We start from the raw sequence: 15,608 nt of genomic DNA, 5'->3' as shown, positions 1-15,608 counted from the left end.
GGCCCACGATGACCCACACCGCCCCCAGCCGTACGCCGGCCGTACGCCCCCTGCGGGCCGGCAGCGGGGCGGTCGCCACCACCATCGCCAGCGTCCTGCCGGTCTTCCTGGTCGGCGGGCTCGCCGTGCAGATGGGCGACGATCTGGGCTTCTCCCCCGCCGGGCTGGGGCTGGCCGTATCGGTCTACTTCGGCGTCAGCGCGCTCGCCGCAGTGCCGTCGGGCCGGCTGGTGGAGTGGGTCGGCCCAGCCGTGGTGGCCCGCGCCGCCGTCGGACTCGCCGCCGGCTGCCTGCTCGCCATCGCCGGGCTGGCCCGCTCGTACCCGGTGCTGCTCGGCCTGCTCGCGCTCAGCGCCGCCGCCAACGCGCTCGGTCAACTCGCCAGCAACGCCGCGCTGGCCCGGCACGTGCCCGCCCGGCGGCAGGGCCTGTCGTTCGGGGTGAAGCAGGCCGCCATCCCCGCCTCCACCCTGCTGGCCGGTGCGGCGGTGCCGGCGATCGCCCTCACCGCCGGCTGGCGCTGGGCGTTCGTGGCCGCCGCCGGGGCCGCGTTGGCCGCGCTGCCGGCCGTACCCCCGCAGCCGGCCGGACCGGTACGGGAACGTGCGGCGGAACGCGGCGGCGGGGCCACCACGGCGCTGGTGGTGGTCGGCGTGGCGGCCACCCTCGCGGCGGGGGCCGCCAACGCGCTGGGCACGTTCGTGGTCGACTCGTCGGTGCACCGGGGCCTCGCCCCCGGCCCGGCCGGACTGGTGCTCACCCTGGGCGGCGCGGTCTGCGTGGCGGCCCGGATCGGCGTCGGCTGGCTGGCCGACCGGCGGGACACCGGTCACGTCGCGCTGATCGCCGCGATGCTGGTGGTCGGGGCCGTCGGGTTGGGGCTGCTGGCGGTGGCCGGGGCGGTGCCGCTGACCGTCGGGGTGGTGCTCGGCTTCGGGTTGGGCTGGGCGTGGCCCGGCCTGCTGAACTTCGCGGTGGTCCGGCTGCACCCGCAGGCCCCGGCCGCCGCCACCTCGATCACCCAGACCGGGGTGTACGCCGGCGGCTGCCTCGGCCCGCTCGGGCTCGGTGCGCTCGCCGGGACCGGCGGCTACCCGGTGATGTGGCTGACCGCCGGGGTCGCCATGCTCCTCGCCGCCGTCCTCATGCTCACCGGCAGCCGGTTGCTGCGCCGCGCCGCGACGCCCTGAGCGGGCCGGAGCCGGGTGGCGCGGGGTTCAGCTGGTGCGGTCGGCGATGTAGTCGCAGAGCGACTCCAGCGCCTGCCGGGCCGGAATCCGGGGCAGCGGCGTCAACTGGGCGCGGGCGTCCTCGGCGTAGCTGCGGACGGTCTCCCGGGCCCGCTTGAGCGCCGGGGACTCCCGGAGCAGGCCGAGCGCCTCGGCGTGCAGCGCGTCGTCGACCAGCGGGCCGGTGGCCAGGATCTCCCGCAGCCGCACCGACGCCGCGTCGGAGTCGTCACCGGCCAGCGCGTAGAGCACCGGCAGGGTCGGCACTCCCTCCCGCAGGTCGGTGCCGGGTGTCTTACCCGACTGCACCGACTCGGAGGCGATGTCGAGCAGGTCGTCGGAGAGCTGGAAGGCGACCCCGATGGTCTCGCCGTAGCCGGCCAGGGCCTCGGTGTGTTCCCCGGTCGCCCCGCCGAACATGCCGCCGAACCGGGCCGAGGTGGCGATCAGCGAACCCGTCTTGTCGGCGATCACCCGCAGGTAGTGGTCGACCGGGTCCTGCGTGCGGGGGCCGACGGTCTCGGCGATCTGCCCGTGCACGAGCCGGGCGAAGGTGCGCGCCTGGAGGCGTACCGCCTCGGGGCCGAGGTCGGCAGCGATGTCGGCGGCCCGCGCGAAGAGGTAGTCGCCGACCAGGATGGCCACCGAGTTGGTCCAGCGGGAGTTCGCGCTGGGCGCGCCCCGCCGCACGGCGGCCTCGTCCATCACGTCGTCGTGGTAGAGGGTGGCCAGGTGGGTGAGCTCCATCACCACGGCCGCCGGCACCACCTGCGGGCCCGCCGGGTCGCCGAACTGCGCGCCCAGTGCCACCAGCAACGGCCGGAACCGCTTGCCGCCCGCCTCGACCAGATGCCGGGCAGCCTCGGTGACGAGCGGGTCGGCGCTGGACACGTTGGCCCGCAACTCCACCTCGACGTCGTCCAGCAGGCCCAGCACGGACGCCTCGACCCGTGGATCGGCCAGGTGCACGCCGAGTGCGCCGACCTGACCCGTGCCCGCCCGGCCCCGACGACCACCGGAGCCGACGGCACCTGAACGCTCCCCCGCCGGATTCACCACGCCATCAACCATGCCACACCCGTTCGACCTGCTCCGGACGGGGGATACGGCCGTGGGGCCGGCACGCCTGCGCGTACCGGCCCCACGGGCGTACCGGACGGATCACCTGACGAATGCCGCCGCGTCCGTCGCCAGATCGAGCAGAGGCGCCGGCAGCACGCCGAGGATCAGGGTGGCGGCCACCCCGATCATCAGCGCGGTGGCGGTCAGGCCGCCCGGCACCGCGACGGTCGGGGTGCTCTCGCCCGGCTCGGAGAGCCACATCATCACCACGACCCGCAGGTACGGGAAGGCCAGCACCATGCTGGTCAGCACACCGGCCACCACCAGCCAGGCGTGCCCGCTCTCCAGAGCCGGGCCGAAGACCGCGAACTTGCTCATGAAGCCGCTGGTCAACGGGATACCGGCGAAGGCCAGCAGGATGAAGGTGAAGACCCCGGCGTAGAACGGCGAGCGACGGCCCAGCCCGGCCCAGCGGGACAGGTGGGTGGCCTCCCCGTCGGCGTCCCGGACCAGGGTCACCACGGCGAACGCGGCGAGCACCGAGAAGCCGTACGCGGCCAGGTAGAACATCGTGCCGGAGACGCCCGCGCCGGTCGGGGCGAGCACCCCGACGAGCAGGTACCCGGCGTTGGCGATCGACGAGTACGCCAGCAGCCGCTTGATGTCGGTCTGGGTGACCGCCAGCACCGCGCCGATCAGCATGGTGAGCACCGCCACCACCCCGAGGACCGGGGTGAAGTCCCAGGCCGCCTGGTCGAACGCCACGTGGAAGACCCGCAGCAGGGCACCGAACGCGGCCACCTTCGTGCAGGCCGCCATGAAGCCGGTGACCGGGGTGGGCGCGCCCTGGTAGACGTCCGGGGTCCAGACGTGGAACGGGGCGGCGGCGGCCTTGAACAGCAGGCCGATGGCGATCAGCGCCATCCCGGCGAACAGCAGCACCTCGCTGGACGGGGACTCCTTCACCGCGGCGTGCACGGTGGCGAAGTCGACGCCTGCGGACCGGCCCGGGATGCCGGCGGTGAAGCCGTACACCAGCGCCACGCCGAACAGGAAGAACGCCGAGGCGTACGCGCCGAGCAGGAAGTACTTCATGGCCGCCTCCTGGCTCAGCAGCCGCCGGCGACGGGCCAACGCGCAGAGCAGGTAGAGCGGCAGGGAGAAGACCTCCAGCGCGATGAACATGGTCAGCAGGTCGTTCGCCGCCACGAAGATCAGCATGCCGCCGATCGCGAAGCTGGTCAGCGGGTAGACCTCGGTCGCCCCGTTGCGTCCCTCGGCCTGCTTCCGGTCGTCGGCCGACTCGGCGGTCACCGCCGCCTGGGCGACGAACGCGCCGCCGCGCTCCACCGACCGCTCGCCGATCAGCAGCAACGCCATCGCGGCGAGCACCAGGATGGTGCCCTGCAGGAACAGGGTGGGGCCGTCCACCGCCAGTGCCCCGCCCGCCGTGACCAGCCGGGCGTCGGCGCTGAGCACCACCATCACCAACGCGGCGAGCACCGCCACCAGGGACAGCGTCAGCTGCACCAGGTGCCGGCGGCGGCGCGGTACGAACGCCTCCACCAGGACACCGAGCAGGGCGACCCCCAGCATGATCAGGATCGGGGCGATCGCCGCGTAGTCGATCGACGGCAACTTGAGTTCGGTCATCGCAGATGCTGCCTTTCGCCCGCGACTGCGGGGCTCACTCGCTGCGCCCGTTCGCTCCTCGCGCTCACTGTGCAGCCTCCTGGACGCTGCCGACCTCGGGGGCGGGATCGGTCTTGCCGACGTCCTGCATGGTCGCCTGGACGGCGGGGTTGATCACATCGGTGACCGGCTTCGGATAGAAGCCGAGCAGCACGATCAGGGCGATCAGCGGAGCGACCACGGCCTTCTCGCGCAGGGTGAGGTCGCGGTGCATCGCCTTGACCTCGGTCAACTCCGGGTTGAGCGTGCCCTGGGTGGTGCGCTGCACCATCCACAGCACGTACGCGGCGGCCAGGATGATGCCCAGCGTGGCGATCACCGCGACCGGCTTGTTGACCGTGAACGTGCCGATCAGCACCAGGAACTCGGAGACGAACGGCGCGGTGCCGGGCAACGCCAGCGAGGCCAGACCGGCGAAGAAGAGCACCCCGGCCAGCAGCGGGACCAGCTTGCCCGCCCCGCCGAAGTCGGAGATCAGCGACGATCCCCGGCGGGCGATGAGCATCCCGACGACCAGGAACAGCAGGCCGGTGGCGAGCCCGTGGTTGAGCATGTAGAGCACCGCGCCGGTGCCCGCCTGGGTGGTGAAGGCGAAGATGCCGACCCCGATGAACCCGAAGTGCGCGATCGAGGTGTACGACACCAGCCGCTTCAGGTCGGACTGGCCGACGGCGAGCAACGCGGCGTAGAGGATGCCGATCAGGCCCAGCGCCAGCGCCCACGGCGCGAACCACTTCGACGCCTCCGGGAACAGCGGCAGGCAGTACCGCAGGATGCCGAACGTGCCGACCTTGTCCAGCACGCCGACCAGCAGCGCGGCGGCACCCGCCGGGGCGGCCCGACCGGCGTCCGGCAGCCAGGTGTGGAACGGGAAGAACGGCGCCTTGATCGCGAAGGCGAGGAAGAAGCCGAGGAACAGCCAGCGCTCGGTGCCGGTGGAGATGTCCACCTGGGTCAGCGCCTGCCAGTCGAAGGTCTTGCCGCCGACCACCCACAGGCCGATCACCGCGGCCAGCATGAACAGCCCGCCGACCAGCGAGTAGAGGAAGAACTTCACCGCCGCGTACTGCCGCTGGTGGCCGCCGTAGCTGCCGATCAGGAAGTACATCGGCACCAGCATGACCTCGAAGAACACATAGAACAGGAAGACGTCGGCGGCGGCGAAGACGCCGATCATCGTGGATTCGAGGACGAGCAGCAGGGCGAAGTAGGCAGGCACCGACCGCTTCGAGGCGTCGGCGTCGTGCCAGGAGGCCAGGATCACCAGCGGCACCAGCACCGCGATCAGCATCAGCATGACCAGCGCGATGCCGTCGACAGCGAAGGTGAATCTGACGTCCCAGGTGGGGATCCACGGGTACGACTCGTGGAACTGGAGCCGGTCACCGTCGGCCTGGAAGGTGACCCACATCACCACCGACAGCGCCAGCACCAGCAGCGACCAGCCGAACGCCACCTGCTTGGCCAGGTCGGGCCGGCGACGCGGCAGGAAGGCCACGACCAGGGCACCGACCAGCGGTGCCACCGTCAGCACCGAGAGGAACGGGAAGTTGGACATTATGCGGCCTTACCTCCGTCGTGGATGCGGGGCCCGCCGGCGGGGGCGGTCGCATTGAGGTCGATCACGCCAGCCACCCCGCCTGCACCGCCAGGAACGCCGCCACCACGAGCAGCGCGCCGGTCAGGATCGAGGTGGCGTACGACCGGACGAAACCGGTCTGCCACCGCCGGAGCCGACCCGAACCGCCCCCGACCCCGGCGGCCAGGCCGTTGACCAGCCCGTCGACGCCCCGGTTGTCGAGGAAGACCAGCGCCCGGGTGAGGAAGATGCCCGGCTTCTCGAAGACCACCTCGTTGAAGGCGTCCGTGTAGAGGTTGCGTCGGGCGGCGGTGACCAGCACCCCGGCCGGCTGCGGCGCGGTGGCCGTGCCGTTGCGGAACAGCGCCCAGGCCAGCCCGGCGCCGAGCACCGTCACCACCAGCGACAGCGTGGTCAGCAGCCAGTGCGGCAGGACCGCTGCGTGCTCGGCGTGCTCGCCGCCCAGCCCGGCGGTGGCGGTCAGCCAGTCCGGTACGGAGGTGGCGAGCAGGAAACCGGCACCGACCGAGCCGACCGCCAGCAGGATCAGCGGGATGGTCATCAGCTTCGGCGACTCGTGCGGGTGCTCGATGTCCTCGGTCCACCGCTTCGGGCCGTGGAAGGTCAGCACGAACAACCGGGTCATGTAGAACGCGGTCAGCCCCGCGCCGAGCAGCGCCGCCCCGCCGAACAGCCAGGCCGTCCAGCCCTCCCGCTCGAACGCGGCCACGATGATCGGCTCCTTGGAGAAGAAGCCGGAGAACGGGAACATGCCGATGATGGCGAGCCAGCCCATCATGAAGGTGATCCAGGTGGTCTTCATGTACTTCGACAGCCCACCGAAGCGGCGGATGTCCACTTGGTCGTTCATGCCGTGCATCACCGAGCCGGCACCGAGGAACATGTTGGCCTTGAAGAAGCCGTGCGCCAGCAGGTGCACGATGGCCAGCGCGTACGCCGCGCCGCCGAGGCCCACGCCGAGGAACATGTAGCCGATCTGGCTGACCGTCGACCAGGCCAGCACCCGCTTGATGTCGTCCTTGGCCGCGCCGATGACGCAGCCCATCAGCAGGGTCAACGCGCCGACGCTGACCACCACGAGCTGGAGCGTCTCGTTGGCCGAGAAGATCGGGTTGGAGCGGGCGATCAGGTAGACGCCGGCGGTGACCATGGTGGCCGCGTGGATCAGCGCCGACACCGGGGTCGGGCCCTCCATCGCGTCCGGCAGCCACGCCTGGAGCGGGAACTGGCCGGACTTGCCGGCCGCACCGAGCAGCAGCAGTAGGCCCAGCACCAGCACCGTGCCGCTGGCCAGCCCGCCCACGGAGGAGAAGACCTCGTCGTACTGGGTGGTGCCGAGGGTGGCGAACAGGATGAAGATGCCGATCGCCAGGCCGGCGTCGCCGACCCGGTTCATCAGGAACGCCTTCTTGCCGGCGGTGGCCGCGCTCGGCCGACCGTACCAGAAGGAGATCAGCAGGTACGACGCCAGACCGACGCCCTCCCAGCCGAAGTAGAGCATCACGTAGTTGTTGCCGAGCACCAGCAACAGCATCGCGGCGACGAACAGGTTGAAGTACGCGAAGAACCGTCGCCGGCCCTCGTCGTGCGCCATGTACTCGACCGCGTAGAGGTGGATCAGGAAACCCACCCCGGTGATCAGCAGGACGAAGACCGCGGCCAGCGGGTCGAAGAGCAGACCGAAGTCCACCCGCAGGTTGCCGACCGTGATGAAGTCCCAGAGGCTCAGCTCGACGGACTTGTTCTCCAGCCCGCGCAGCTGGAAGAACGAGGTGAGCCCCAGCACGAACGCGGCACCGATCGCCGCCACGCCCAGCCAGTGCCCCCAGCGGTCGGCCCGCCGGCCGAGCAGCAGCAGGATCGCCGCGCTGGCCAACGGGATCGCCACCAGCAGCCAGACGCTGCTCAGCAGGCCGTCCGCCGCCGCGTAGGTGACGGCGCCGGTCGGCTCTGCCTGGGCGTACGTCAGAATCTCATCCACCGCAGGGCCCCTTTAGTACTTCAGCAGGTTGGCGTCGTCGACGCTCGCGGAGCGTCGGGTCCGGAAGATCGACATGATGATCGCGAGCCCGACCACGACCTCGGCCGCCGCCACCACCATCACGAAGAACGCCATGATCTGTCCGTTGAGGTCACCGTTGATCCGGCTGAAGGTGACCAGCGTCAGGTTGGCCGCGTTGAGCATCAGCTCGACGCACATGAACAGCACGATCGCGTTACGCCGCACCAGCACGCCGACCGCGCCGACGGTGAACAGCACCGCGGCCAGGATCAGGTAGTAGTCGGGGGTCACCGGACCGACCTTTCGTTCGCGACTGCGGGGCTCCGCTTCGCTGCACTCCTCGCGCTCACCGTTCCGTCCCCTTCAGGGTGGTTTCCTCGGCGGTCAGCTCCCGCTGCGGCAGGATCGCCGGGGTGCTGCGGTCGGTCAGCCGACCGTCGGGCAGCCGGGCCGGGGTGGCCACCGAGGAGGAGGTGGCGAAGACGCCCGGACCGGGCTTCGGGCCGGGGTAGTTGCCGGGGCGGAACCGGGCCTTCATCGTGGCGACCTGGTCCATCTTGTCTTCCTTGCGCCGCTCGATGTGCGCCAGCACCATCGCCCCGATCGCCGCCGTGATCAGCAGCGCGGAGGTCAGCTCGAAGGCGAAGACGTACTTGGTGAACAGCAGCCGGGCGATTCCCTGCACGTTGCCCTCCGCGTTGGCCTGCTCCAGACCGACGGCGGTGACCCCGTCCAGCGCCCGGTACAGGCCGGTGCCGACCAGCCCGGCGAAGCCGAGCCCGAGCACCACCGCGGCGACCCGCTGGCCGCGCAGCGTCTCGATCAGCGAGTCGGAGGCGTCCCGACCGACCAGCATCAGCACGAACAGGAACAGCATCATGATCGCGCCGGTGTAGACGATGATCTGCACCATGCCGATGAACGGCCCCGCCTGGAGCACGTAGAACACGCCCAGGCAGAGCATGGTGAGCACCAGGAACAGCGCCGAGTGCACGGCGTTGCGCGCCCAGACCATGCCGATCGCGCCGATCAGCGCCAGCGGGGCGAGGATCCAGAAGGTGACCTCCTCACCCCCGGACACCTGGCCCGCCGCGGCGAGCACCGTGGACGTGTTCATGCTCCGGCTCCCTTGCCCGCCGCCCGCTGGGCCGCCTGCTCGGCACCCGGGAAGGTCACCCCGGGGTGCTCGTCGACCCGGTAGCGGCCGGGCCCCATCGGCGACTGCTCGGCACCGGCCGAGGTGCCCGGGTTGGTCAGCGCGCCGACGTAGTAGTCCTTCTCGCTGTCACCGAGCCGCATCGGGTGCGGCGGCTGCTCCATGCCTTCGAGCAGCGGAGCGAGCAACTGCTCCTTGGTGAAGATCAGGTCCTGCCGGTTGTCCCGGGCCAGCTCGTACTCGTTGCTCATGGTCAGCGAACGGGTCGGGCAGGCCTCGATGCAGAGCCCGCAGAAGATGCACCGGGCGTAGTTGATCTGGTAGACGCTGGCGTACCGCTCGCCCGGCGAGAAGCGCTGCTCGTCGGTGTTGTCGCCACCCTCGACGTAGATCGCGTCCGCCGGGCAGGCCCAGGCGCACAGCTCGCAGCCGATGCACTTCTCCAGGCCGTCCGGGTGCCGGTTGAGGATGTGCCGCCCGTGGTAGCGCGGCGCCGACACCGGCGGCTTGAACGGGTAGTCGGTGGTGACGACCTTCCTGAACATGTGCGAGAAGGTGACCCCGAAGCCCTTGAACGTTCCGGTGATCGCGCCCACGTCACACCTCCCTGGAGTCCGAGCCGGTGGCGATGTTGGCCGGCTCCCGCTCGGCGACCACGCGCTTGGTGCGCGGGCTCGGTGGTACCTGTAGATCCAGCGGGGGCAGCGGGAAGCTGCCGTACGGCCGGCTGTCGGCCTGTTCCTGCGGGGTCGGCTTCGGGGCCGGCTTGCGGCTCGGCCACAGCAGCGTCGCGAGCAGCAGCACACCGGCACCGATGGCGGTGGCGAGCAGCCGGTCCCGCGACTGCCAGTCCTCGATGGAGCGCAGCCCGGCCAGGACGAGGATCCAGACCAGGTTGATCGGCAGCAGCACCTTCCAGCCGAAGCGCATGAACTGGTCGTAGCGCAGCCGGGGCAGGGTGCCCCGCAGCCAGACGAAGACGAAGACCAGCATCAGCACCTTGCCGAAGAACCAGAGCATCGGCCACCAGCCGGTGTTGGCGTCGGCCCACAGGGTGATCGGCCAGGGGGCCCGCCAGCCGCCGAGGAACAGCGTCGTGGTCACCGCGGACATGGTCACCATGGCCACGTACTCGGAGAGCATGAACAGCGCGAACTTCAGCGAGCTGTACTCGGTCATGAAGCCGGCGACCAGCTCCGACTCCGCCTCGGGCAGGTCGAACGGCGCCCGGTTGGTCTCACCGACGGTGGCGATGAAGAAGATGATGAAGCTGGGCAGCAGCAGGATCGCGTACCAACCCGGCGCGGGAATCTCGGTGCCGGCGATGGTGAGCCGGGTGGCGTCCCCCTGGGCGGCGACGATCCCGCTGGTGGACATGGTGCCGGCGGTCATGAACACCGCCACGATGCTCAGCCCCATCGCGACCTCGTACGAGATCATCTGGGCGCTGGAGCGCAGGCCGCCGAGCAGCGGGTACGTCGAGCCGGAGGCCCAACCACCGAGCACGATGCCGTAGACGGCCAGCGACGAGCAGGCCAGCAGCACCAGCACCGCCACCGGCACGTCGGTGACCTGTAACGGGGTCCGGTGGCCGAAGATGCTCACCATCGGGCCGAACGGGATCACCGACAGCGCGGTGACCGCGCAGACCACCGAGATGACCGGGGCGAAGAAGTAGACCACCTTGTCGGCGGCCTTCGGGAGGATGTCCTCCTTGAAGGCCATCTTGAGACCGTCGGCGAGGGTCTGCAGCAGGCCGAACGGGCCGACCTGGTTGGGGCCGGGCCGGACCTGCATGTAGCCGACGACCCGCCGCTCGAACCAGACGCCGAGCAGGGTGGCGAGCAGACCGAAGACGAAGGCAAAGACGATCTTGATAAGGACCAGCCACCACGGGTCCCTGCCGAAGTCCGCCAGTGTCGGGTCCTGCGCCAGGAGGGTGTTCACTGTGCACCTCCGGAGATCCGGACCACCGTGCCGGACGCGACGCCGAGGCTGCGCCGTACGGTCGAACCGGGCGAGTTGGTCGGCAGCCAGACGACGCCGTCGGGCATCTCGGTGATGGCCGCCGGCAGGGTGACCGCACCCCGGTCGGTGCCCACCGTGACCGGGTCACCGTCGGCCACGCCGAGCGTCTCGGCGGTGCCCTTGCCCAGCCGGACCACCGGCGGACGGGCGGTGCCGGCGAGGTGCTCGTCGCCGTCGGTGAGGCTGCCCAGGTCGATCAGCTGGTGCCAGGTCGCCAGCACCGCCTCGCCCGCACCCGGCTGGGGCACGGTCGCCGGGGCCACCGACGGGCTGACCGGCCGGTCCGCCCGGGTCGGCGGCAGCGCGCCCAGCTCCCGGCGGATGCTCGACACGTCGCCGGTGCCGAGCCGGACGTCGAGCTGCGCGGCGATCGCGTCCAACACCCGCGCGTCGGTCATCGCGGTGGTGTGCAGCACCGCCTCGAAGGTGCGCAGCCGGCCCTCCCAGTCGAGGAAGCTGCCGGCCTTCTCGACCACCGGGGCCACCGGCAGCACCACGTCGGCCCGGCGGGCCACCGCCGAGTTGCGCAGCTCCAGGCTGACCAGGAAGGGCACCGCGTCGAGCGCCTGCTCGGCCAGCCTCGGGTCGGCCAGGTCGGCCGGGTCCACCCCGGCCACCACCAGGGCGCCGAGCTGACCGTTCGCGGCGGCGGCCAGGATCTGGTCGGTGTCCCGACCGGCCTGGCTGGGGATCACCCCGGCCGGAATGTCCCACGCCTCACCCAGTTCGGCACGGGCCGACGGCTCGGTCACCGGACGTCCACCGGGCAGCAGGTTGGGCAGACAACCCGCGTCGACCGCACCCCGGTCACCCGCGCGCCGCGGCACCCAGGCCAGCTTCGCACCGGTACGCCTGGCGACGTCCGCGGCGGCGGAGAGGCCACCCGGCACGCCGGCCAGCCGCTCGCCGACGAACAGGATCGCGCCCTCGGCGCTCAGCGCCTCGGCCACCGTGTCGTGCTCGGCGAGCACGCTCGCCTCCTCGCCCGGCACCACCCGGGCCAGCTTGGCCCCGAGCTTCTCCAGGCCGCGGGTGGCGAACGGGGCGATCGCGTAGACCGTCAGCTTCTTCTTCAGGTACGCCTTGCGCAGCCGCAGGAAGAGGATCGGGCACTCCTCCTCCGGCTCCAGCCCGACCAGCACCACCGTGGACGCCTTCTCCACGTCGGCGTAGGTCACGTCGGTGACCCCGGCGACGGTGCTGGCCAGGAAGTCGGACTCCTCGCGGGAGACCGGCCGGGCCCGGAAGTCGATGTCGTTGGTGTTGAGGGCGACCCTGGCGAACTTCGCGTACGCGTAGGCGTCCTCGACGGTCAGCCGGCCGCCGGTGAGCACCGCCGTGCCGCGACCCTCGTCGCGGGCGGCCCGCAGCCCGTCGGCGGCCCGGGTCAGCGCCTCGCTCCAGGACGCCTCCCGCAGCTCACCTGACTTCTCGTCACGCACCAGCGGGGTGGTGAGCCGGTCGAAGGCGCGGGTGTACTGGAAGCCCCACCGCCCCTTGTCGCAGTTCCACTCCTCGTTGACCTGCGGGTCGTCCCCGGCGAGGCGGCGCAGCACCTTGCCCCGTCGCCAGTCGGTGCGCTGCGCGCAGCCGGCCGAGCAGTGCTCGCAGACGCTCGGGCTGGAGACCAGGTCGAACGGGCGGGCCCGGAACCGGTACTGCGCCCCGGTGAGCGCGCCGACCGGGCAGATCTGCACGGTGTTACCGGAGAAGTACGAGTTGAAGGGGACGTCGCCGGAGTCGCCCTCGGCACCGTAGGCGTCGTCCCGGTAGATGTTGATCTCCTCGGCGGACGACCGGCCCATCAGATCGATGAACTTGTCGCCGGCGATCTCCTCGGAGAACCGGGTGCAGCGCTGGCAGAGCACGCAGCGCTCCCGGTCGAGCAGCACCTGGGTGCTGATCTCCATCGGCTTGACGTACTCCCGCTTGTGCTCGTGGAAGCGGGAGTCGGTACGGCCGGTGGACATCGCCTGGTTCTGCAGCGGGCACTCACCGCCCTTGTCGCACATCGGGCAGTCCAGCGGGTGGTTGACCAGCAGCAGCTCCATCACCCCCTCCTGCGCCTTCTTGGCGACCGGGGAGGTGAGCTGGGTGCGGACCACCATGCCCTCGGCGACGGTCTGGGTGCAGGAGGCGACCGGCTTGCGCTGCCCCTCCACCTCGACCAGGCACTGCCGGCAGGCGCCGGCCGGGGCCAGCAGCGGGTGGTCACAGAACCGGGGGATCTCGGTGCCCAACTGCTCGGCGACCCGGATCAGCAGCGCCCCCTTGGGGGCGGTGACCTCGACGCCGTCGATGGTGAGCGTGACCGTCTCGGTCTGCTTGGCTACGTCGGTCATCAGAGTCGCCTTCCCTTCGCGACTACAGGACTCGCGTTCATCAGTGCGCCCCCACCAGCTGCTTGTCCGACAGCTTCGGCGCGGTACGCCCCTCGATGTAGTCGAGGTAGTCCTGCTTGAAGTACTGCAACGACGAGGTCACCGAGCTGGTCGCGCCGTCACCCAGACCGCAGAACGAGCGGCCGAGGATGTTGTCGCAGGTGTCGAGCAGAGTGTCCAGGTCCTCGTGGGTACCCTGGCCGGCCAGGATGCGCCGGTAGACCCGGACCATCCAGTAGTTGCCCTCCCGGCACGGGGTGCACTTGCCGCACGACTCGTGGTGGTAGAACTCCAGCCACCGGTAGGTCGCGTAGACCGGGCAGTCCTGGTCGGAGAAGATCTGGGTGGCCGTGGTGCCCAGGATCGAGCCGGCCGCCGCCACCCCCTCGAAGTCCAGCGGCACGTCCAGGTGCTCGGCGGTGAGCAGCGGGGTGGACGATCCGCCGGGCGTCCAGAACCTGAGCTGGTGACCGGGCTGCATCCCGCCGGCCAGCTCGATCAGCTCGCGCAGGGTGACACCCAGGCCGCACTCGAACTGGCCCGGGTTGACGATCCGCCCGGAGAGCGAGTAGATCATCGGCCCGGACGACTTCTCGGTGCCCATGGACTTCCACCAGTCCGCGCCGCCCAGCACGATGTACGGCACGCTGGCGATGGTGCCGACGTTGTTGACCACCGTCGGGCTGGCGTACAGGCCGTGGGTGGCCGGGAACGGCGGGCGGAGCCGGGGCTGACCCCGGAACCCCTCCAGCGAGTCCAGCAGCGCCGTCTCCTCGCCGCAGATGTATGCCCCCGCGCCGGAGTGCACGACCAGTTCCAGGTCGAACCCGGTGCCCAGGATGTTGCGCCCGAGGTAGCCCTTGGCCTGTGCCTCGGCCACCGCGTTGCGCAGCCGGCGGGCGGCGTGCACCGCCTCGCCCCGGATGTAGATGTAGGCCCGGCTGGCCCGGATCGCGTACGAGGCGATGATGACCCCCTCGACCAGCGAGTGCGGGTCGTGGGTCATCAGCGGCAGGTCCTTGCAGGTGCCCGGCTCGCCCTCGTCGGCGTTGACCACCAGGTAGTGCGGCTTGCCGTCGCCCTGCGGGATGAAGCCCCACTTCAGGCCGGTGGGGAAGCCCGCGCCACCCCGGCCACGCAGGCCGGAGTCCTTGATCAGCTGGATCAGGTCGTCCGGGTGGGCCCTGAGGGCCTTGCGCAGCGCGGCGTAGCCGTCGAGCTTCTCGTAGCCGCCGATCCGCCAGGCGTCCGGGGACAGCCAGCGGCGGGTCAGCACCGGGGTCAGCTTGGCCAGGGTCTCCGGCCGGGGAGTGGTCACTTCTGGGCCCCCGTCTCGCTCGCGACGGCGGAGCCCGCGCCGGCAGCGCCCGTTTCCGCCTCGGCTTCCTTGAGGTTGCGCTCCTGCGCACCGGCCTCGTCGCCGGCGGGCTTGCCGTCACCGGCGGGGGCGTTCGCGGCCACCCCGGCCGCCTGCGCCGCCTGCGCGTCGCGGGACGCCGGTGGCGTGCCGTCGGCCGGGACCCTGGTGCCGGGGGCGTCCGGCACGGCGGTGGCCGCGTCGGGCTGCCGGGTCTCGGCGGTACGCACCTGCGGCGACTTGTCGTCCGGGGCCTTCACGTCCGGCGCGGTGCTGCCGGTGACCTGCTCCGGCTTCGCCGCCGGGGCGGCCGGGGCGGGGGCCTTGGCGGCCTCGGCCTTCGCCTTGGCCTCGGCGGCGGCCCGGTCGGCCTCGGCCTTGCTGCGGATCGGGGTCTTCGGGTCGTAGCCCGGTGCCGTGATGCCGTGCTGCTCGGCCAGGCGCAGGCCACGCAGGGTGGCCTCGCCCGGCCCGCCGTCGGCGACCGCGCCGTCGCGCTCGTCGGCGAAGCCGGCGAGCTGGACCGCCATCTCCTTGAGCGTGCAGAGCCGGGCGCCCCGGGTCGGCATCGGCCGGCCCCCGGCGCGCAGCTCGTCCACCACACCGACCGCGCCCTGCGGGTCGACGCCGTCGAAGAAGTCGTAGTTGACGGTCATGACCGGGCCGTAGTCGCACGCCGCCAGGCACTCGGCGTGCTCCAGGGTGATCTTCCCGTCGGCGGTGGTCTCGTCGTGCCCGACGCCCAGGTGCTCGACGAGCGTGTCGTAGACCTCCTGCCCGCCGAGCACGTTGCACATCGTGTTGGTGCAGACGCTGACCAGGTAGTCACCGGTGGGCCGGCGCTTGTACATGGTGTAGAAGGTGGCCACCGCGCCGACCTGGGCCTTGTTCAGTCCCAGCACCTCGGCGCAGAACGCCACCCCGGCCGGGGAGACGTAGCCCTCCTCGGCCTGCACCAGGTGCAGCAGCGGCAGCAGCGCCGAGCGGGACCGGTCGGCCGGGTAGCGGGCGATGATCTCCCGCGCCCGGACCCGGGTCTCTTCAGTAAACGTCGTCATCAGAGTCGCCTTCCGTTCGCGACTGCGGGGCTCCGCTTCGCTG

Annotated in this window: 12 protein-coding genes; 1 reads left to right on the top strand and 11 read right to left on the bottom strand. The window is 71.3% G+C overall.

The window, feature by feature from the left end; all coding sequences use genetic code 11:
- Positions 1-8 precede the first annotated feature (8 nt).
- A complete protein-coding gene (locus JQN84_RS13380) occupies positions 9-1,190 on the top strand; it encodes an MFS transporter (RefSeq protein WP_204958676.1) in 1,182 nt (393 codons plus the stop codon).
- Positions 1,191-1,217: 27 nt separating this feature from the next.
- Here JQN84_RS13380 and JQN84_RS13375 read toward each other — a convergent pair whose 3' ends face one another.
- From JQN84_RS13375 to nuoE, 11 genes are all read right to left on the bottom strand, one after another.
- Positions 1,218-2,300 carry a polyprenyl synthetase family protein gene (locus JQN84_RS13375; protein ID WP_204958675.1) on the bottom strand — a complete coding sequence of 361 codons (1,083 nt, stop codon included), beginning with the start codon at positions 2,298-2,300 and terminating at the stop codon, positions 1,218-1,220.
- Between the two features lie 90 nt (positions 2,301-2,390).
- Positions 2,391-3,944 carry an NADH-quinone oxidoreductase subunit NuoN gene (nuoN, locus tag JQN84_RS13370; RefSeq protein WP_204958674.1) on the bottom strand — a complete coding sequence of 518 codons (1,554 nt, stop codon included), beginning with the start codon at positions 3,942-3,944 and terminating at the stop codon, positions 2,391-2,393.
- A gap of 64 nt (positions 3,945-4,008) precedes the next feature.
- Entirely contained in the window at positions 4,009-5,541 is a 1,533-nt protein-coding gene (locus tag JQN84_RS13365; RefSeq protein ID WP_204958673.1) for an NADH-quinone oxidoreductase subunit M, read from the bottom strand.
- Between the two features lie 64 nt (positions 5,542-5,605).
- Positions 5,606-7,564, bottom strand: coding sequence for an NADH-quinone oxidoreductase subunit L (gene nuoL, locus JQN84_RS13360; RefSeq protein ID WP_204958672.1), 1,959 nt, complete (start codon positions 7,562-7,564; stop codon positions 5,606-5,608).
- A 12-nt stretch (positions 7,565-7,576) separates the two neighbouring features.
- Positions 7,577-7,876 carry an NADH-quinone oxidoreductase subunit NuoK gene (gene nuoK, locus JQN84_RS13355; protein ID WP_067300503.1) on the bottom strand — a complete coding sequence of 100 codons (300 nt, stop codon included), beginning with the start codon at positions 7,874-7,876 and terminating at the stop codon, positions 7,577-7,579.
- 55 nt (positions 7,877-7,931) lie between these two features.
- Complete coding sequence (locus JQN84_RS13350; protein WP_204958671.1) at positions 7,932-8,702, bottom strand: NADH-quinone oxidoreductase subunit J; 771 nt, start codon at positions 8,700-8,702, stop codon at positions 7,932-7,934.
- Positions 8,699-9,337, bottom strand: coding sequence for an NADH-quinone oxidoreductase subunit NuoI (gene nuoI, locus JQN84_RS13345; protein ID WP_204958670.1), 639 nt, complete (start codon positions 9,335-9,337; stop codon positions 8,699-8,701). The genes JQN84_RS13350 and nuoI overlap by 4 nt, the downstream gene beginning before the upstream one ends.
- Before the next feature lies 1 nt (position 9,338).
- Positions 9,339-10,688, bottom strand: coding sequence for an NADH-quinone oxidoreductase subunit NuoH (gene nuoH, locus JQN84_RS13340; RefSeq protein ID WP_204958669.1), 1,350 nt, complete (start codon positions 10,686-10,688; stop codon positions 9,339-9,341).
- Positions 10,685-13,111, bottom strand: coding sequence for an NADH-quinone oxidoreductase subunit G (locus JQN84_RS13335; protein WP_204958668.1), 2,427 nt, complete (start codon positions 13,109-13,111; stop codon positions 10,685-10,687). Before JQN84_RS13335 ends, nuoH begins: the two co-directional genes overlap by 4 nt.
- Positions 13,112-13,151: 40 nt before the next feature.
- Complete coding sequence (gene nuoF / locus JQN84_RS13330) at positions 13,152-14,468, bottom strand: NADH-quinone oxidoreductase subunit NuoF (protein WP_204958667.1); 1,317 nt, start codon at positions 14,466-14,468, stop codon at positions 13,152-13,154.
- Positions 14,465-15,565: an NADH-quinone oxidoreductase subunit NuoE gene (gene nuoE, locus JQN84_RS13325; RefSeq protein ID WP_204958666.1), complete on the bottom strand. Its 1,101-nt coding sequence runs from the start codon at positions 15,563-15,565 to the stop codon at positions 14,465-14,467. The genes nuoF and nuoE overlap by 4 nt, the downstream gene beginning before the upstream one ends.
- Positions 15,566-15,608: the final 43 nt, after the last annotated feature.

Origin of the sequence: Micromonospora humidisoli (genome assembly GCF_016900955.1) — a bacterium.
Lineage (GTDB): Bacteria > Actinomycetota > Actinomycetes > Mycobacteriales > Micromonosporaceae > Micromonospora > Micromonospora wenchangensis.
This window is presented reverse-complemented; position numbering and strand designations above follow the sequence as displayed.